The sequence below is a fragment of the Marivirga salinae genome, from assembly GCF_030503855.1.
GTDB lineage: Bacteria > Bacteroidota > Bacteroidia > Cytophagales > Cyclobacteriaceae > Marivirga > Marivirga salinarum.
The window spans coordinates 2589819-2609810 of sequence record NZ_CP129971.1 but is presented as its reverse complement, the minus strand read 5'-3'; the positions used below and the strand labels follow the sequence as shown (position 1 = coordinate 2609810).

Sequence of the window (19992 nt, the reverse complement as noted above, 5' to 3'; positions counted from 1 at the left end):
TTTCAGTGATTTAGGTTTGAATTACTCCAACATTAAATGGCTTTTCAATAGGCGCATGGTCCGCAGCCTCTATTCCCATTGAAATCACTTTACGGGTTTCTAAAGGATCAATAATTCCATCCACCCATAATCTTGAAGCAGCATAATATGGAGATAATTCCTCATTGTATTTATCTGTAATGTCTTTCAACATTTTCTCTTGGTCTTCTTCTGAGATTTTTTCACCTTTTGCTTTCAAAGTAGCAACTTTTATCTGTAATAAGGTTTTAGCAGCCGCTGCTCCACTCATAACTGCGATTTGAGCTGTAGGCCAGGCATAGATCAAACGAGGATCGTAAGCCTTTCCGCACATAGCGTAGTTTCCAGCACCATAGGAATTACCAATTACAATAGTGAATTTTGGCACCACTGAATTCGCCATGGCATTTACCATTTTTGCACCATCTTTTATAATTCCACCATGCTCAGATTTACTTCCAATCATAAAACCACTTACATCCTGAAGGAATACCAAAGGGATTTTGCGTTGATTGCAGTTCATGATAAAACGTGCAGATTTATCTGCAGAATCAGAATAAATCACTCCTCCCATCTGCATTTCACCTTTTTTGGTTTTTACCACCTTCCTTTGATTGGCTACAATCCCTACGGCCCAACCATCAATTCTGGCTGTTCCACAAATAATTGATTTTCCATAAAGCGCTTTATATTCATCAAATTCTGAATTATCAACCAATCTTTCGATGATATCCTTAGTATCGTAAGGTTTTACTCTATCGTTAGGAAGGATACCATAAATTTCCTTTTCATCTTTGGCTGGAGCTGCTGGTTCTTCTCTATTAAATCCTGCTTTTTCGAAACTTCCGATTTTGTTGAAAATTCTACGGATATCATCTAAGCAGTCCTGATCTGTTTCGTGTTTATTATCGGTAACACCTGAGATTTCACAATGTGTGCTGGCTCCACCTAATGTTTCATTATCTATACTTTCACCAATGGCCGCTTTTACTAGATAAGAACCTGCTAAAAATATGGAGCCAGTTTTGTTCACTATCATAGCTTCGTCAGCCATGATAGGCAAATAAGCACCACCAGCTACACAACTACCCATAATGGCTGCTACTTGAATAATCCCCATAGAAGACATTTTAGCATTATTTCTAAACTGTCGTCCGAAATGTTCTTTATCTGGGAAAATTTCGTTTTGCATTGGTAAGAAAACTCCTGCACTATCTACCAAATAGATAACTGGCAAGCGATTTTCCATAGCTATTTCTTGTGCTCTTAAATTCTTTTTGGCTGTCATTGGAAACCATGCTCCAGCTTTAACAGTAGCATCATTAGCTACTATCATCACTTGCATTCCTTCCACATAACCTATTCCGGTAACTACTCCGGCCGAAGGACATCCCCCAACATCTTCATACATTCCATCAGCAGCAAAGGCACCAACCTCTAAGAATTCAGAGCCATCATCTACCAAATAATCAATGCGTTCCCTAGCAGTTAACTTACCTTTTTCGTGTTGGGAAGCAATTTTTTTCTCGCCTCCACCTAAGTATACTTTTTCTAGCTTGTGTTTTAGTTTGTCTACCTCTTGTTTATTGAGGTCTTCGTTTTTATTAAATGCGATATCCATTGAGTCGTTTCCTGGTATATTTAATAATTATTGAGTGTTTCCTTTATTTCTTTTTTATGTCCTTGTCCTTTCTTCCGAATAATGAGAAGTGGACATACTTTTTAGGTTGATCTTTCATATCTATTAGAAGGGCATCCAAATCAACTAGCGTTTGATTCAAATTTGTATATAAAGAATCATCATTGAGTAATTTATCAACTGTTCCTTCTCCATCTTGCATTGCAGCTACCGTACTATTGATGGTAATTAGTGTAGTATCTAACCTATTAACTACTCTTGCTAGCTCCAATGCATTTACTGAATCAGCAATTCCATTTGTTTTTTGGAGTAAAGCTTTCAGTCCATCCTTTTCATCCGCTAATGTTGATGAGATTTTCTTAAAGTCATCTATAACAGCATTAATTGTTGCTTGCTTTTCTGATATCTTCGCTAAGTTTTTAGTAGTTACTTCAACATTCAGCATTATATTTTGAATAGCTTCTTCATTTTTAGAGATGTTAGCTAAAATAGCATTTAAATGTTGACCAACTGAATCCACGGTTTTCAAAACAGGATAAGCCTGTTCTTGAATTTGGGCGGTTAAAGATGGCTCAATATCCCCTTTGATCTCACTTCCTTCTGGCAAAGGATTTGTCACTTTATTTCTTTGTATTACTATGGTTTGAGAACCTAAAATATCAGAGGCCAGTAGAGCAACAGACTCTTCACCTAGTGTAATATCCTCCCTTACTTCAAAATAAACTTTCAATCTATTATCCTCTTCTTGGAGAATTTCAATTTTACTTACTCGCCCTACGGATAACCCGCTTAAAAGCACAGGGTTAGAAGCTGTTAAACCATTCACTTGATCATAAACAGCATAATATTCGTTGGAAGGATTGAAAAAATCTATTCCCTTTAAAAAGTTAAATCCAAAATAAAATATTACGATTGATACTATTGCCAAGGCGGCAACTTTAATTTCTTTAGCTATTTTCAAAGTTGTATAATTTTAGTTCATTGATTCAATTTCTACTTTGTAATCCCGCACAGCACGGAAGATACCAGATGCTATATACGTTTGACCGAGCTCATCGTTCAAATATCTTTCTTCTTTCGGATTACTTAAGAAGCCTGTTTCAATTAATACGCTAGGCATTGAGCTCTTGAATAAGACTACAAATCCAGCTTGTTTCACTCCTCTACTATGACGACCCACTCTCTTATCAAATTGATACTCAACCTTTTCGGCTAACTTTAAACTATTTGATAAATATGCATTCTGATACAATGAAAAAAGAATATGAGATGCCGGATCATTAGGATCAAAGCCTTCATATTTTTCTTCATAATTCTCCTCCATCAATATAACGGAATTTTCTCTTTTCGCTACATTTAAGTTGCTTTCAGATTTATGTAGACCCATTATCCATGTTTCAGTACCATGAACTTTATCACTATAATCTACAGCATTACAATGAATAGATACAAACAGGTCGGCACCATTTTTGTTTGCGATGTTTGAACGTTCATCAAGCTCAATAAAATTATCATCAGTTCTAGTGTAAATGACTTCAACATCAGGCAAATATTCTTTAATGATTTCACCTAATTCTAAAGCAATTTCTAAAGCTATGTCTTTTTCCTTTGACATTACGCCTCTAGTTCCACTATCTTTGCCGCCATGTCCAGCATCAATCACAACCTTATCAATTTTATATGAGGGTTTGTTAAGATTTGTGAATGAGCCAAGGACCATCAAAAATGTAAGTGTAAAAAGGATGGTAATATTTTTCACAATCTTTCGGTTGTTAAATTTGAAAAGTATAATTTTACACAAAGATTGCAAAATTTCATCAAATCGGAAAAATCCACAGAATAATTTGAGGCGGTATATATTAAGTATTTTCATAATTGTTGCACCATTTTTAGGTTTTGCTCAAGAAGCTGATTCTGTAATTCAGAATTCTGATTCCATTATTAATAATTCAATCAAAACAGATTCTACTCAATTTCTTACTGATTCTACTTCATCCATCCTTTCTGATTCTACCTCAACAGCAGCTACAGACACTGTAAAAGCTAAAAAGAAAGGTGATATTGAAACCACTGTCAATTACAATGCCAAGGATTCTTTAAACTTTAACTTGAAAACTCAGGATATTATTATGTATAAAAATGCTCATGTTGATTATGGAGACATACAACTAGAAGCAGATAAAATAAAAGTCAATTACAATACAAAAGTATTAGATGCAAGTGGTTTAGCAGACAGCACTGGTGAAATGACTGGGGAACCTGTGTTCACAGATAAAGGCCAAGTATATCAAACGGAAAAAATTACGTATAATTTTGACTCCAAGAAAGCAATTATCAAAGGTGTGGTTACTCAGCAAGGTGAGGCCTTTATGCATTCTAACTGGACAAAGAAGAATGAAAAGGATGAAATGTTCAGCGACCATGCTTTATATACTACTTGTAATTTAGAACATCCACATTTTGGTATTGCAGCAAATAAAATCAAACTAATTCCTGGAGATAAGATTTTAGCTGGTCCTTTTAATTTAGAAATCACCGAATTACCAACCCCATTTTTATTTCCTTTTGGGATGTTTCCTATGCCTAATAATAAAACATCCGGAATTTTATTTCCCACTTATGGTGAAGAAAATAGAAGAGGGTTTTTCTTAAGAGATGGTGGTTACTATTGGGCGATAAATGAATATGCAGACATGGCCCTTCGAGGGGAGATTTATTCAAAAGGAAGTTACGGATTATCAGTTGCTTCCAATTACAAAAAGAGATATAGCTACAATGGAAATCTTAACATAAGATTTAGTCAACAAAATGGTGGTGAAACGGAAGCTGACTCTTCTGTTCAAAAAGATTTTTGGATTCAATGGTCGCATAGACCTGAATCAAAAGGAACTGGCCGATTTTCTGCCTCCGTAAACGCAGGTTCTTCTGATTTTAACAACAACAACCCTTCCCAAGATGCCCAACAACAATTATCAGCCACTTTCAATTCAAATGTTTCATATTCCAATGTAATTCAAGGAACACCCTTCAATTATGCTATCAGTGCTAGACATGATCAGAATGTGAGAACGAATAATATAAACTTAACTTTGCCTGAAGCCGCTTTAAATATGAATAGACAGTATCCGTTCAAAAATGTTAATGCAAATGGACTAGACTGGCTTCAAAAGATGAATTATTCCTATAATTTCACTTCCACTAACAGAATTACAAATAGTTTAGGCACAGTGGGTGAAACTCAAGATAGTATTGCTCCTTTTAATCAAGAAACGCTGCCCTATTTATTGAAAAGAGCACAAAACGGAGGTCAACACAGAATCCCAATATCTACCTCTTTTAACTTACTTAAATTCATAACTGCCAGTCCAAGCTTTAATTATGATGAAGTTTGGTATCTGAAAGAATTGAATCATAGCTATAGTGATTCTCTTAATACGGTAGTGGTAGATACGCTAAATCAGTTTAGTAGAGCTTCATCCTATAGTGCAGGCATAGGTTTCACCACTCGTCTTTATGGAACAATTTACCCAAAAAGAGGTGCAGTTAAGGCTATTCGCCATATTATGACCCCTTCAATAAACTTAAATTGGAGACCAGACTTTGGAGATGAAAAATATGGAATCTACGAAGAAGTTCAATCGGATCCTTTGGGCAATACAAAAATATATTCCAAGTATGAAGGTTTTGTTTACGGAAGCCCCGGAAGAGGTAAATCAGGGACAATTGGAATCTCCTTGGCCAATACAGTAGAAATGAAAGTAAAAAAGAAAAGTGATACTTCAGATTTGCCGACTAAAGTTAAAATATTTGACAACCTTTCATTTTCTACTAGTTACAATGTTATTGCAGATTCTTTCCGCTTAGCACCAATCTCAATCAATGCCAGAACTAATCTATTTAATGGAAAACTAGACATAAATATTCAAACTGGAATAGACCCTTATGTAATGGTATTAGACAGTATTAATATAAATGAGAATGGGACTGAAAAGGTATATCAAAGAAGGATTGATCAATACGCTTGGGAAGCTGGTAGAGGTATAGGTAGACTTACAACAGCAAATATTGCACTTTCCACCAACTTAAATCCAGCTGGCAAAAAAAGTGATGATGAAAATAGAAATAATTTAGAAAGCCAAGCTCGTCAGGCTGGGGCAACTGAAGACCAGGTACAAGCACTTACAAGCAATCCAGATATGTATGTAGATTTTGAAGTACCTTGGAATTTAAGGGTAAGATATAACATCAGATGGGGCAGACAAGGCTATGAAGAAGCTAAAATTCAACAAACAATGAATTTCAGCGGAGATGTGAATTTTACTGAAAACTGGAAAGTTGGTTTTACATCAGGATATGACTTTGAAGAGCAAGACTTTACCCAAACTTCTATTAATATTTTCAGAAATCTTCACTGCTGGCAAATTAATGCTAATTGGGTGCCATTCGGTAGATTCCAATCATTTAGTGTAGATATTGGGGTAAAAGCATCAATTCTTCAGGATTTAAAAATGAATAGAAGAAGAAGCTGGTGGGATAACTAGGTTTGTTAATAATTAAAATTCTGAAGAAGCATATTGCTTCATATTTAATTTTGAAATTTAAGAATTAAAATAAAATTAGCAGATTAGTTTTCGATGGCTTGTAGGTGGTAATTTAACAGATTATCGGTGCATCTATCTAAGATATTAAATACATTTTGAAAGCCTTCAGTTCCTCCGTAATAGGGATCTGGTACATCGGTACCTTGTAAATCAGCTTCAGTTTCAAAATCTCTCATTAACTGGACCTTTTCTAAATGTTCTTCAGAGCTAGCCAATCCTATTACTTTCATTTTATTGGCATTATCCATTATCAAAATATGATCGAACCTGTTAAAATCGGCTGATTCAAATTGCCTTGCTCTGTGATTTAATTCTAAACCATTTTTCAATGCATTTTCGCAAGTTCTTTCATCAGGCAACTCACCGATATGGTAATCTGCAGTCCCACATGAATCTATCTTAAACTGATCCTCAACTGCTGATTTTATTATCTTATCAGCCATTAATCCTTCTGCCAAAGGTGAGCGACAGATATTCCCCAAACACACGAAGAGTATTCTTTTCATTTTTGCAAAATAATTTTAACCCCTAATTTAATAAAAGCTATGAATATTAAGAACCTTTTATAAACAAAAGCCTGTTTTGCTTCATAAGCTATCCTTTTTAGTAAAGCTCTTTTCTCTATTTTATCCTGAATCATTTCAGCGGCTTTTTTACAAATTTTCAAAGTTGATTCTAGTTGATTACTCCCTCTTTTATACTGTTTCGTAGACATAGAAGCATTCAGCACCCTTTTCTCAACCAAAATTCGATCTGTATAACTAAAAGGATACTTCCTTGAAAGCCTTAGCATCAAATCGAAATCCTCATAAGCCAAATTTTCATCATAACCTCCAATTTCCTTAAAAAAAGAGGCTCGATACATCATGGTAGGAGAACAAATAAAATAACGCGCCAATATATGATGGAACAAATTTCCATGAGGAACATGCACAGTAGCATTACCTTTTTTATTAATTGAATAATGAGATTTCATATATTCACCCTCTTCATCAATATAGTTTGCATTGGTAAAATTGATCGCTAATTTTGGGTTTAATTCCATATTTTTTACGCCCTCCTCTACCCTATCTGGCAACAAAATATCATCAGCTGCTAAATCAATAATATAATCAGCATTTGTTAATTCCAAAGCCGAGTTGAAAGCCTTACAATTCCCGACATTTTTCTCAAAAAAAAGGGTTTGAATATTGATATTAGAATGCTGTTTCACATAATCATTGATTTTCCGAACACTATTGTCTGATGAAGCATCATCCACCACAATTAATTCAGTTGGATATGTTTGAGCTAAAACTGAATTCATGGCTTCTTCCACATATTTTTCATGATTGAAACACAAACAAATAACTGAAACTTTAGCGGACATTACTTATACTTTTTATTCCAAGTGAAGAAACCATTAGAAAAAATAAAATGAATCGAATAATATGCGCATAAACTAAAATTTCAATACCGATATCAGTCTTCATCACTATTAAAGTTACGAATATAAGTGCACTTACTAATTCTGTTATGAGATAAGTTTTAGTTTTAACTGATGCAATTAAATAAACAGAGAAAGGAAAGGCTAAAAAAGCAAAAACATCCCCTATAATTTGAATTTTGAATAGATTGCTAGCTTCAGCATACTGTAAATCATATAGAGCCTTCAAAATAAATTCATTAAACTGAAAAACAAACAAGAGAAAGGCTACTGTTACTAGAAAATATAGCAAAAAGTGCTTTTTCAAATCGCTCTTATCCAATTTATTATTTGCTAATTTTTGTGAAAGCATAGGGTACAAACTCAAAAATAAAAAGCTAATGGCAAGGCCTCTATATGCTTCTGAAATTCTAACCACAGATTGCCATAAGCCTGTCTGAATTATCCCAAATTCCTGAATTGCGAATTCTCTGACGTAATAATCTACCCATTTACTGCTCAACCAAATCGTTAAAGCCATTATTAAAAACTGCTTAAAATGATTTTTCACTTTCTTTTCAATCTTAAAATTGAATTTCAGGAGAGAGTGTATTGGAATAATTAGAATTATTGAAAATACAGATTGAATACTTAACCAAGAAATTAAAAAGTGATTAAGTGCTAAATCAATATAAAAAACTGAGAAAAAAAACACAATCCACTGCATCAATATAATAAATGAATACAGCTTCAATCTCTTTTGAATTACATAAATAGCTGAAACAATTAAACCAAAGCAGAATAGAAGTATAGAAGGGATTATAAGTAGCCAATTTTCCAGACTAAAAGAAAAATAGCTTTGTTTGAATTGAGTACTAACCAATAAAATTAGCCCACATGAGGTGACCAAAAGAGTTATAATGATAATAGAAGCGCCTACAACTTGAGTTTTCTGAAAGGACTTTTTGGGAAAAGCATTGATCAATCCATTAGCAACTGCATCTTGAATGGGCTGGGTAAATAAAGCTACAAAATTTTGAAAATGGCTAATAAGTGTAGTTCCTGCAGGACCATAAAAAATTGCCACTACTTTTTGTGTTCCAAAACCGGCTATCATTCTTATCATTAGAAGAATTCCACTCCAAATGCTGTGATTGTATTTACTCCAAAATCTCAACATTCTATAGTGTATTTTTTATAGTGCGAACCACCTATGAATTTTTTGTATCGTGCTAAACTCTTATTAATGCTGCCATCTGCGAGCATAGAGGTACCCATATCAACAGTTGAAATATTTTTTTCATTTGCAAAATCATAAATTGCTTTCCACAATAAAAGAGAAGGTTCTTCAGAATCAATTGCAGGAGATGTTATCAGAGAATAGACATAAATCAAATTCTGATCAACTCTCAAAAAGAAGGCAGTTCCAATTAAATCTTGATCTTTTTTCAATAGAAAAGCATGATATGATTTAGGGAATTGCAATTTTGCTTTTAACATTTCCTTCTTACTCATGAAATTCTGATGCCCTTTTTCTTTCCTCCAGCTTAAATTTTGTTCATAGACTTCTTCCCATTCATTTATATTTACTTCTTTTATTTCAAAAGTATTATCAGAAAACAGAGACTGTAATTTTCTTCTTTTTCGCTTTTTCTGAATCTGTTGGAGAAAACTATCATTAATTATGCTCAATTGGCTTCCTATCTCTACTTTCTTGATATTTAATGTCGGAATTGAATTCTGAAACTTATGAATTTCCAAGTCAGACTTTAAAGTCATTTGAATTGAAAGATTATACTTGGTTTTACAATAGTTAATCACTGTCAATATGAGAACCCCATCTTTATCAAAATCGTGTGAAAAAGGCGTAAAAAATGGGGCATTGATAGGTGTAATCAATCTATTTTTAATTCTGGAAAAGCACCAAAAAGCAATAATTTGGTTTTGGTGGTTCTTAATGGTTATAGGAACTAAAACATCTACCTCCATATGAAGCAGCCAATATTCCTTTCGAGCGAAAAGAGGAAAATTCAAGGCTTCTTCTTCCTCACGAGAAGGGAATTGCTCGGAAATTTGATAGTTTTGCCTCATAAGAGTAAAAATACTTTTTATGATGCAATAAATGATAATTTTGAAACTAAATTGCTCAAATACCTCTGTTTTGATAAAATTCTAAAGACTAAATGAAGGACTATTTCTATACAATTTCTAAAGGTGGTGAAGGTTTCTACAAAGAAAAAGGCAGTAAATTCATTGGACTGGCTTTTCGCGTACGAAATGAAGAGGAAGTAAAAGAAAGACTAGAGGAAGTAAAAAAGCAATATCATGATGGTCGCCACCATTGCTATGCTTACATTTTATCAGAAGATAAATTGAGAGCTAATGATGACGGAGAACCTAATCATTCTGCTGGAGATCCCATTTTAGGACAAATAAAATCTAAAAACTTAACAGAAGTTTTGATAGTGGTAGTTCGTTATTTTGGAGGTACAAAATTAGGAGTTCCTGGATTAATCAATGCTTATAAAACTGCTGCCTTTGAAGCACTAGAAGCTTCAAACCTAATAGAAGTGACCATTGAAGAAATTTATGAAATTGAATATGGTTATGAAATCACTAATGAAGTAATGCGCCTGATTTCAGATTTCGAAGCAGACATCAAAAATCAAGAGTTTACCGAAAACTGTACTGCTACTTTAGGAATAAAGCAATCACTTAAAGATAAATTTGAAGAAGAGGCAGGAAAGATTGAAGGTTTAATTTTTAAAAACCACTCAGATGAACAGGAATAAAATCAATATTTCACTCCCATTTTCTTATAAATAAAATGCATCAACCAAGCAGGGCCTATTAACAAAAACTGCAAATCTTTTAGGAATGAAGGCTTTTTACCTTCTATTTTATGTCCCCAGAATTGCCCTGCCCAAGCAGAGAAAAAAACAATTAAAGCAATCCCCCATAATGGTAAAAAATTCAATTGATCTGCCCAACGCGCCACTGCAATACACAAAATGGCAAAAGCTACCATTCCAATAGACAGCGGGATTGATAAACTGATGTAATAAATTAAAACAATCCCTAATACCACTACAGCCCAATTATTAAAATAACCTACTCCGAAAGCATAGGTCAGCATATCATTGGGAATAGAATATAATAGAGCTACGATACTCCAAAAAATCAAAGGCACGCAAATCCAGTGCACCAATTTGTTGGTGGCATTTTTATGACTTGCTCCATATTCTTCTAATAATACATCAACTTTTCTCATGTTTCTAAAATAGATAATTTTATTCTATTAATCAATAAGTGCGCACTTCTAGCTTACTTTTTCTTGAAAATTTCTAAAACCACAATAAAAATAGTAGCTAATTAAAAAAAGCTTATTACATTTGCTTCCACATGAACAACACTAGATTACATATCTCTTCAATGCTAAATGCTTCTCAGGCATTTCATGCGGTTCATGTATTCCATCATTCCTCGTTTTAAGAGGAATAAATTCACTATATCGCCATAAGCAGGTATCTGCACTTATAATTTATTTAAGGAAAATCATCAAACATTTCCTTAGAAAATCTCTTAGTTAAATACTATTTTTAAAAACTTAAAAATTAAAGATGAATACATTAAAAATTGCTATACAAAAGTCAGGTCGATTAAGCGAAGACTCATTAAAATTAATTAAAGAATGCGGTATAAAATTCAGCAATGGTAAAGGTAAATTAAAAGCCGTTGCAGATAATTTCCCCCTTGAATTTCTCTTTTTAAGAGATGATGACATACCTGGATATGTGGAAGATGGAGTAGCAGATTTAGGAATAGTAGGCGAAAACGTTTTGGTAGAATACGAAAAGGACGTGAAGCTTGTAAAGAAATTAGGCTTCTCGAAATGTAGACTTTCTATTGGAGTTGACAGAAACTGGGATTACAAAAATATCAAAGAACTTGATGGAAAAAGCATTGCAACCTCCTACCCTAAAATTTTAGGCAACTACCTTAAAGAAAATAACATTAATGCCGAAATACACGAAATTAGTGGATCAGTGGAAATTGCTCCCAGTATTGGCTTAGCTGATGCAGTTTGTGATATTGTAAGTTCAGGAAGCACCTTATTGAGCAATGGCTTGAAGGAAGCTGATGTCATTATGCGCTCTGAAGCAGTATTGGTTTCAGGCAATAATTTATCTGCAGAACAAGAGAGAATTTTGAACCAGCTGTTATTCAGAATGGAAGCAGTCCAGGCTGGAAAGAACAATAAATACATTTTATTAAATGCTCCTAACGAGTCCATAGATGAAATCATTAGTCTATTACCAGGTATGAAAAGTCCTACTGTTCTACCCTTAGCAATGGAAGGCTGGAGTTCCTTACACTCTGTGGTGAAAGAAGATGAATTTTGGGAGGTAATAGAAAAACTTAAAGAAGCTGGGGCACAAGGCATTTTAGTGGCTCCAATTGAAAAAATGATTGTTTAGGTTTCAATTTTAAATTAAACCTTACAGTTTAAATGAGTTTGAGAAAATTGCTTGATTTAAAAAATTATGAAGGATTATACATATCCCAAAAGAGAAAATTGGGAGAAATTATTAAAGAGACCTACTGAATCACTATCTGATATCAGAAAAGTGGTGCAACCCATCATGGATGAAGTGCAAAGTAAAGGTGACAGCGCTTTGAAAGCTTATACCAAGAAGTTTGATGGAATAGAGTTAGGTAAATTATTGGTGACTCAGACTGAAATTAAAACAGCTTCTTCACAGGTTTCAACAAAGTTAAAAGAAGCTATCAAAGTTGCCCATGATAACATCTCTAAATTTCACAAAGCTCAAAAAATTGCCCCACTTAAAATTGAGACCATGCCAGGGGTATTGTGTGAAAGAAAATCAGTAGCAATTCCAAAGGTGGGGCTTTATATTCCTGGAGGAACTGCTCCCCTTTTTAGTACGGTTTTAATGTTGGCAATTCCTGCAAAAATAGCAGGTTGTAAAGAGATCGTTTTATGTAGTCCTCCTGATAAAGAGGGAAATATTCATCCTGCCATTTTATATGCAGCAGAAGTAGCAGGAATCACCCAAATTTTCAAAGTTGGAGGTGCTCAAGCAATAGCTGGATTGGCATACGGAACTGAAAGCATACCAAAGGTTGATAAAATATTTGGCCCCGGAAATCAGTATGTTACTGCAGCAAAGCAACTAGCAAGCTTGGAAGCTGTGGCAATTGATATGCCGGCAGGTCCTTCCGAGGTTTTGGTTTATGCGGATGAGGAAGCTGATCCTGCTTTTATTTCGGCTGATTTACTTTCTCAGGCAGAACATGGAGTAGACAGCCAGGTTATTTTTATCACCACTTCTACCAATATGCTAAGTGCTTTGCAAAAAGAAATTTATCATCAATTGAGCGAATTGCCTAGATGGGAAATAGCTGATAGATGTTTGCAAAACAGTGCAGTAATAATTCTCAAAGATGAAAAAGAATGTATTGATTTAATCAATCAATATGCTCCTGAACATTTAATTCTATTGGCTAAAAATGCACGAAAAATTTCTGAACAAATAGAAAATGCAGGTTCAGTATTTTTAGGTTATTACACTCCTGAGTCTGCTGGTGATTATGCTTCGGGCACCAATCATACCTTACCTACAAATGGAGCTGCAAGAGCTTATAGTGGAGTTTCTTTGGACAGCTTTGTGAAAAATATCACCTACCAAGAAATTACACCTGAAGGATTGCAAAATTTAGGTCCACATGTGGAAGTCATGGCTGAGGCAGAATCTTTAATTGCACATAAAAATGCGGTGACCGTTCGATTGGATAGTTTAAAAAACAAATGATTTGTTAGAATGAGCAATACTGTAAATTGGAAAGATTTAGTTCTTCCTCATATATTAAGTTTGCAAGCCTATTCATCAGCTCGCGATGAATTCTCAGGTGATGCCAAGGTATTTTTAGATGCAAATGAAAATCCATTTGATGAAGAGCAACACAACTGGAATCGTTATCCAGACCCATTGCAAAAGGACATTAAAAATCAATTGTCTGAAATAAAAGGGATAGCATCCTCAAATATTTTCTTAGGAAATGGAAGTGATGAGGCTATAGATTTATTATTCAGGATTTTCTGCAAAGGAGGTGAATCGAATGTCATTACCTGTCCTCCTACTTATGGAATGTACAAAGTATCAGCAGCTATTCATAATGTAGAAAATATTGAAGTTTCACTAACGAATGATTTTCAATTAGATGTAAATGCTATTTTAAATGCAGCCAATGAAGAAAGCAAAATGCTATTCATTTGCTCCCCCAATAATCCTACAGGAAATAGTTTAAGAAAAGATGACATTCAGAACTTGCTTGAAAAATTTAAAGGAATAGTCGTAATAGATGAAGCTTATATAGATTTTTCAGCGCAAAAATCATGGACTCATCAATTGGAAAATTATCAGAATTTAGTGGTTTTACAAACCTTAAGCAAAGCTTGGGGATTAGCTTCCGCTAGATTGGGAATGGCCTTTGCAAATCAAGAATTAATTAAAATTTTGAATAAAGTAAAACCTCCTTACAACATAAGCGGGCCTAGTCAGAAATTGGTGTCAGATTCACTCAAAAATAAAAAAGGATTTGAAGAGCAGATTAAATCAATTCTAGCTGAAAAAGATAAGCTTAATCAAAAACTTCAAGATATCCCTGGAGTAAAAAAGGTATATCTAACAGATGCCAATTTTATATTGATTAAAATAAATGAAGCTAAATCTATCTATCAAAAATTGATTGAAAAGGGCATTGTGGTACGTGATAGATCCAATGTTAAGCTTTGTGATGACTGTTTAAGAATAACAATCGGGACTGCAGAAGAAAATGAAATTCTGATTACAGCTCTTTCAGATATATAAAAATAAGTTACCTAAAATTATTTTTAGATAAATGTACTTTTAATTTCAAAAGTGCAGCCATGCTAATGCTATCGGTTATTTTTCCATCTAATACCATTTGAAAGGCTTCCTCTAAAGGAAGCTTTTTAATTTTAAGGTCTTCTGTTGCTTCAAACTGAGTATCACCTTGTTTCAAATCTTTTGCTAAAAAAACCACCCCTCTTTCATCAGATACGGAATTACTAGTATGAATTCTTAAAAATTCTTCCCAATGCTCGGCAAATAGACCAGTTTCTTCTTTTAATTCTCTTTTAGCAGCATCTAATTCCTTCTCTCCTATTGGACAACCACCTTCAGGTATTTCCCAGCTGTATTCGTCCAATGGATAGCGATACTGACCTACTAGCCAGGTATTCCCCTCTTCATCAATCGGAATAACACCAACAGCAACATTTTTAAAATGTACCCTTCCATATATCCCTTGGCCTCCACTGGGATTGATAACTGCATCTTCCTCAACCTTTATCCAGGGATTATCATATTGAATATTTGTCTTTAAAAGTTTCCAAGGGTTTTTTGACATATTATTTGTTGTGATTCTTTTTTTTGCAATCTATTATATTCTACCGTCTATCGAAAACAGTTGGAAATCGAAATTTATATTTGTTATTATTATAAATACTTTCCTATTTAAGTAAATTTATTCAAATTACTTTTATAAATAATAGTTTGAAAATTTCAATTCAACATATCACCGCATTTAGGAAATTACTATTTATATCTTGCATATTGATAGTAACAATGGATTTGTTTGGTCAAAACTTAAACTCGACTAATGAATCAACCTTAAAGCGACTTTTACAAGAATCAGATAAAAACTGGCATAATGACATTCCAAAAGCACAAAAAGCTGCACGAAAAGCATTTCACATGCTTAAGAATGAAACAAATCCAAAACTAAAGGCCGAAACCTATAGACAATACGGAATATCATTTTATAGCGACTTAAAATATGATAGTGCAATATATTATTATGAAAAAGCAACAAAAATTGCCATCGAAAATGATTTAGAAATCTACAAATATCTATCTACCACAACATCTGCGATGGAAAAGACTGGCAGGTTTATGGATGCTATTACCATGATAGACAAAAGAATTGATCGAGTAGAAACAAGTACAATTGAATTATTCAATTTATTGATGTTTAAGCTTTCTGCTTCTATCTCCATAGGTTTAACAGAAAAATCCGATTCTATTATTCAAGTTGCTGAAAGCCTTGTTCAGAATATTGATTCAGAAAATAGCTTGAGAACACTTAATAAGCTCAAAGGCCGATATTATCATTTAACAGCTCAATATGATAAATCGGATTCCATTTTTTATCAACTATTAGAGTATTATCAAAACTCAAATAATCAGATGGACATAGCTGAACTAAATTTGCTATTGGCAGAAACTGCAATGGAAATAAGCCAATACAATAAAAGTTCTGATTTATTAATTAAATCTCAAGCTATTTATGATAGTCTCGGATACGAATTCGGTCAGGCTAATATCCATTTATTTAAAGGGATTCTTCTATCATGGATGGGGAACTATAATGATGCCAGTGACTATATATTTAAATCATTGGAGGTTTTTGAAAAAAGTAAAAACAGAAATGCAATTATGATAGCCTATTATGAATTAGGCTGGATTTTTCATTCAATGAAAATGGAAGAAAGAGCTAAAAAATATTTAAATCTATCATTGAATATTGCCCGTAACATTAACAATATTAAATATATGGGCAACGTACATAATGCATATGGATCCTTGTATACTGATTTAGAAAAATATGATTCCGCGATCTTACATTTTGATTCTGCTATACTTTATTCTAATAAAACATTAAGCTTAGCATCAATGAGTGCTGCAAAATTTAATAAAGCTGTAGTGCTAGAAAAATTAGGTGAAAATAAGGAAGCACTTAATCTCTATAGATTTAGCTACAAAGTAGATGAGAAACTAGAAAATACGATCGGTTTGATAGAAGGTGAATGGGTATTGGGAGAATATTTTATGAAAATGAATCAATATGATTCTGCGCAATATTATTTCAATTTAGGTGAGAAACATGCGATTGATTTAGATGAAAAGTACTTTTTATTGAAAATTTATGAAGCACAGGCAAATTTATATACCATAAAAAATATGCATAAAACTGCATCAGAGTACCTTCTAAAAGCCTTAAAAACTCAGCAAATACTATCTGAAGAAAACAAAACATTGGAATTAGCCACCTTAGAAACAACTTATGACCTGAAGAATAAGGAGAAAGAATTAGCCTTATTAAACCTCCAAAAAAAGAACAACGAGCAAATAATAGCTTTAAATCAAAAAACCATTGATTCTCAAAGAAATACACTTATTGTATTAGCAATAGGAATCATTCTGCTAATAATTTTAAGCTATATAATTTTCAGATATCTTAAAGTAAAAACCAAGACCAACCTTCAATTAAGGGAATTAAATAATCAAATTCAGGAAAAGCAAGAGGAGATACTGGCACAGTCAGAGGAACTGAAAGAGGCCAATGATCAAGTTCATGAACTAAATCAATTTCTTGAAAAAAGAGTTAAAGAGAGAACTCTAGCCTTGGAAGACGCTCTTTCAGAATTAGATCATTTTTTCTACAGAGCATCACATGATTTCAGAGGACCTCTTACTACATTAATGGGGCTAGTGGGCATATCTAAAGGCTATAATCTGTCAGAAGATGCTTCTAAACTTTTTAATCAAGTAGATCTTACTGTAAAAAAGTTAGATGGAATGGTTAAGAAACTTCAGGCAGTTAGTTTCCTAGGAGATTTTGAGAATTTAAAATCTCCTCAAACACTCGAAATGGAAAAAGAAATAAATCAAATTGCAGATGAAGTAATTAAAACTAAATCAATTGATGGTGTTAAGTACAATTACGATCTTAGAATTAATAGCTCAGTAAAATCTGTTTTATTCTACCCTGTAATTCTCCAAATATGTTTAAGTAATCTAATTGAAAACAGCTTAGTTTTTAATAAATCTGACAAAATAGAAATCACAATTGATGCAAAAGTAAAGGATGACCATCTCATTTTAAGTGTAAAAGATAATGGAATTGGAATATCCGAGGACATACAAGAAGAGGTTTTTCATATGTTTAAAAGGACTTCTCAAACTTCTACGGGAAATGGTTTGGGTTTGTACCTCGTAAAAAAAGCTACAAATAAACTTAATGGGGAAATTCAACTTAAAAGTGATACACGAAATGGTAGTACTTTCACACTTATATTTCCTTTAACAGGAATAGAGCCAAATTCAAAAAGAGTAAGTAAAAAAATTCATATTTCTGAATATTAAGTTTAGTTATTCGTTTCATTAAAGAACCTCACCCCTTTATTATATTATTTTCAGTTTCAATTTCACTCATTTAATGAACTAAAAATAAAAATCAGTTTAGACTACTAATACAGTAATTTATCACTATTTTTAGAATTGATTTAATCAAAAATCTTACAGAATGATAGAGTTAGCAAGCATTTTAGTATTAGGGGTATTTGCCCAGTGGTTGGCATGGAAGATAAAACAACCCGCAATACTTCCCCTAATTTTAATAGGACTACTTGTTGGTCCAATATCTACTTTCTTTACTCCAGAAGGTAGTAAGCTAATTGATGGTGATCAGATTTTTTCAGGTGATTTACTATTTTCCTTTGTATCACTATCCGTAGGTGTTATACTTTTTGAAGGAGGCTTAACTCTTAATTTAAAGGAAGTAAGAACCGTGGCCAGTACTGTTCGGAATTTACTATTTGTAGGAGTGATTATAACCTTTATTGGTGGAACAGTTGCCGCCATCGCCATTCTTGACTTGAGTCTTTCAATGGCATTATTATTTGGTGGGTTAATAATAGTTTCAGGACCAACAGTGGTTCTACCCATTCTTCGAAACGTACGACCTAATGCCAAAATTAATACCATTCTAAAATGGGAAGGAATTCTTATTGACCCATTAGGTGCTTTAATAGCAGTTCTGGTTTATGAATTCATAAAAAGCTCTTCGAACGGTGAATACTACACAGTAGAAGCATTAAAAGATTTCTTCACTACCATTTCTGTTGGTTTCTTTGTTGGTGGTTTTGGAGCAATTTTAATATGGTATATTATTAGTAAGAATAAGATTCCAGATTATTTAAGGAATGTAATCACCTTAGGTACAGTAATATTAGTATTTTCTGTTTCTGATTTATTACAAAAAGAAGCTGGCTTACTAGCAACCACCATAATGGGAATTGTATTAGCCAACATGAAACTTGATGATTTCAAAAAAATATTGTCTTTTAAGGAAGATATCAGTCTTATATTGGTGACCCTTCTATTTATCCTGCTTTCAAGTAGAATTGATATTGTACAAATAGAACAATTAGGTACCAGAAGTTTAGTGCTCTTTGCTGTAGTTATTTTAATACTTAGACCTTTAGGGGTTTGGTTGAGTTCAATAGGCTCTAATTTACGATGGCAAGAAAAATTATTTATAGCATGGATTGGACCTAGAGGTATTGTAGCTGCAGCAGTAGCTTCCCTATTCTCTCTTGATTTATTAAGTTCCGATGCCACAAGTGAAGCTTTAAAAACTGAAGCAGAATTACTCTTACCTCTTGTTTTCTTGGTTATTGTAGGGACTGTAGTTATACAGGGAACAAGCGCAAAATATGTTGGCAAATGGTTAGGTGTTTTAAGAAAGGAACCCCAAGGAGTACTGTTTGTCGGAGCAAATGAAATAGCTAAAAAATTAGCTTTATATCTCAAAAAAGAAGGCTTTTATGTATTATTGGCAGATACAGCCAAACATAATGTTAATGAAGCTAGAAAACTGAATATACCAGTATACGAAGGAAACATACTTTCTGAAGAAATTTTTGAGGAGGTAGATTTATCGCAAATTGGTAAAATGATGGCTGTAACCAGTAACTCTGGTATCAATTCATTAGCATTAAGTTGGTTCGATAATGAATTAGGTATGGAAAATACCTACAGAATAGTGAGTAAAGAAGAGGCAGAAAACGATAATCTACCGTTACCGAAAAATGTACTCTTCAAATCCAGATTGGACTACCTAAGTCTTAATCATTTATTGAGACAAAATAGTGAAATTTCAGAAGTGAAATTCTACGGAGAATCCGAATATGAAGAATTTTTGGAAGAAAAAGGAAAAACAATAATTCCATTATTTATTATAACTGCTGAAAAGAAATTACAAATTATTTCAGGTTATCCAGAAGAGGTTGGAAAAGATGACCGGTTGATATTTTTGAAAAACAAAAATTACAACATGAAAAGCAATGAAAACGAATGATTTCACTTTGAAAATCACTCGTTTATTGAGTTTTAATAAAAATTCTTAAAATTTTTTCTTAAAAAATTAAGAAATTCTTT

The 19992-nt window shown here is 33.3% G+C and carries 16 protein-coding genes; 7 read left to right on the top strand and 9 right to left on the bottom strand.

The window, feature by feature from the left end; genetic code table 11:
* Window positions 1-10: 10 nt before the first annotated feature.
* From QYS49_RS10950 to QYS49_RS10940, 3 genes are read right to left on the bottom strand one after another with little or no spacing between them, the layout of a single operon-like run.
* Window positions 11-1639, bottom strand: a complete 1629-nt coding sequence (locus QYS49_RS10950; RefSeq protein ID WP_308347274.1) for an acyl-CoA carboxylase subunit beta — start codon at window positions 1637-1639, stop codon at window positions 11-13.
* Between the two features lie 43 nt (window positions 1640-1682).
* Window positions 1683-2618 carry an MlaD family protein gene (locus QYS49_RS10945; RefSeq protein WP_308347273.1) on the bottom strand — a complete coding sequence of 312 codons (936 nt, stop codon included), beginning with the start codon at window positions 2616-2618 and terminating at the stop codon, window positions 1683-1685.
* Between the two features lie 12 nt (window positions 2619-2630).
* Window positions 2631-3377: an N-acetylmuramoyl-L-alanine amidase family protein gene (locus tag QYS49_RS10940; protein ID WP_308351582.1), complete on the bottom strand. Its 747-nt coding sequence runs from the start codon at window positions 3375-3377 to the stop codon at window positions 2631-2633.
* A 124-nt stretch (window positions 3378-3501) separates the two neighbouring features.
* Here QYS49_RS10940 and QYS49_RS10935 point away from each other — a divergent pair, with 124 nt between their 5' ends.
* The gene (locus QYS49_RS10935; protein WP_308347272.1) at window positions 3502-6198 is read left to right on the top strand and encodes a putative LPS assembly protein LptD; all 2697 of its coding nucleotides are present in this window, start codon (window positions 3502-3504) and stop codon (window positions 6196-6198) included.
* Window positions 6199-6281: 83 nt separating this feature from the next.
* Here the strand turns inward: QYS49_RS10935 and QYS49_RS10930 are convergent, their stop codons facing one another.
* The 4 genes from QYS49_RS10930 to QYS49_RS10915 are packed head-to-tail and all read right to left on the bottom strand — an operon-like array spanning window position 6282 to window position 9754.
* A complete protein-coding gene (locus QYS49_RS10930; protein WP_308347271.1) occupies window positions 6282-6764 on the bottom strand; it encodes a low molecular weight protein-tyrosine-phosphatase in 483 nt (160 codons plus the stop codon).
* Window positions 6761-7627 (bottom strand): glycosyltransferase, encoded by an 867-nt coding sequence (locus tag QYS49_RS10925; protein ID WP_308347270.1) that lies wholly within the window; start codon window positions 7625-7627, stop codon window positions 6761-6763. Before QYS49_RS10925 ends, QYS49_RS10930 begins: the two co-directional genes overlap by 4 nt.
* The gene (locus QYS49_RS10920; protein ID WP_308347269.1) at window positions 7617-8843 is read right to left on the bottom strand and encodes an MATE family efflux transporter; all 1227 of its coding nucleotides are present in this window, start codon (window positions 8841-8843) and stop codon (window positions 7617-7619) included. The genes QYS49_RS10925 and QYS49_RS10920 overlap by 11 nt, the downstream gene beginning before the upstream one ends.
* On the bottom strand, window positions 8837-9754 hold the full coding sequence (locus QYS49_RS10915; protein ID WP_308347268.1) for a GNAT family N-acetyltransferase: 918 nt from the start codon (window positions 9752-9754) through the stop codon (window positions 8837-8839). Before QYS49_RS10915 ends, QYS49_RS10920 begins: the two co-directional genes overlap by 7 nt.
* Window positions 9755-9846: 92 nt before the next feature.
* Between QYS49_RS10915 and QYS49_RS10910 the strand changes: the two genes are divergently transcribed.
* Entirely contained in the window at window positions 9847-10455 is a 609-nt protein-coding gene (locus QYS49_RS10910) for an IMPACT family protein (RefSeq protein WP_308347267.1), read from the top strand.
* A gap of 2 nt (window positions 10456-10457) precedes the next feature.
* Here the strand turns inward: QYS49_RS10910 and QYS49_RS10905 are convergent, their stop codons facing one another.
* A complete protein-coding gene (locus QYS49_RS10905; RefSeq protein ID WP_308347266.1) occupies window positions 10458-10934 on the bottom strand; it encodes an Mpo1 family 2-hydroxy fatty acid dioxygenase in 477 nt (158 codons plus the stop codon).
* Between the two features lie 349 nt (window positions 10935-11283).
* On the opposite strand from QYS49_RS10905, the gene hisG reads away from it, so the two are divergent.
* The 3 genes from hisG (at window position 11284) to hisC (ending at window position 14556) form a co-directional block, all read left to right on the top strand.
* On the top strand, window positions 11284-12141 hold the full coding sequence (gene hisG / locus QYS49_RS10900; RefSeq protein WP_308347265.1) for an ATP phosphoribosyltransferase: 858 nt from the start codon (window positions 11284-11286) through the stop codon (window positions 12139-12141).
* A 66-nt stretch (window positions 12142-12207) separates the two neighbouring features.
* Window positions 12208-13497 carry a histidinol dehydrogenase gene (gene hisD / locus QYS49_RS10895; RefSeq protein WP_308347264.1) on the top strand — a complete coding sequence of 430 codons (1290 nt, stop codon included), beginning with the start codon at window positions 12208-12210 and terminating at the stop codon, window positions 13495-13497.
* A gap of 9 nt (window positions 13498-13506) precedes the next feature.
* A complete protein-coding gene (hisC, locus tag QYS49_RS10890; RefSeq protein WP_308347263.1) occupies window positions 13507-14556 on the top strand; it encodes a histidinol-phosphate transaminase in 1050 nt (349 codons plus the stop codon).
* A gap of 7 nt (window positions 14557-14563) precedes the next feature.
* On the opposite strand, the gene QYS49_RS10885 is transcribed toward hisC, so the two are convergent.
* Window positions 14564-15118 carry an NUDIX domain-containing protein gene (locus QYS49_RS10885; RefSeq protein WP_308347262.1) on the bottom strand — a complete coding sequence of 185 codons (555 nt, stop codon included), beginning with the start codon at window positions 15116-15118 and terminating at the stop codon, window positions 14564-14566.
* A gap of 206 nt (window positions 15119-15324) precedes the next feature.
* Between QYS49_RS10885 and QYS49_RS10880 the strand changes: the two genes are divergently transcribed.
* Both QYS49_RS10880 and QYS49_RS10875 read left to right on the top strand, forming a co-directional pair.
* A complete protein-coding gene (locus QYS49_RS10880) occupies window positions 15325-17916 on the top strand; it encodes an ATP-binding protein (protein WP_308347261.1) in 2592 nt (863 codons plus the stop codon).
* 160 nt (window positions 17917-18076) lie between these two features.
* Window positions 18077-19912 carry a cation:proton antiporter gene (locus tag QYS49_RS10875; RefSeq protein WP_308347260.1) on the top strand — a complete coding sequence of 612 codons (1836 nt, stop codon included), beginning with the start codon at window positions 18077-18079 and terminating at the stop codon, window positions 19910-19912.
* The last annotated feature ends 80 nt before the right edge of the window (window positions 19913-19992 follow it).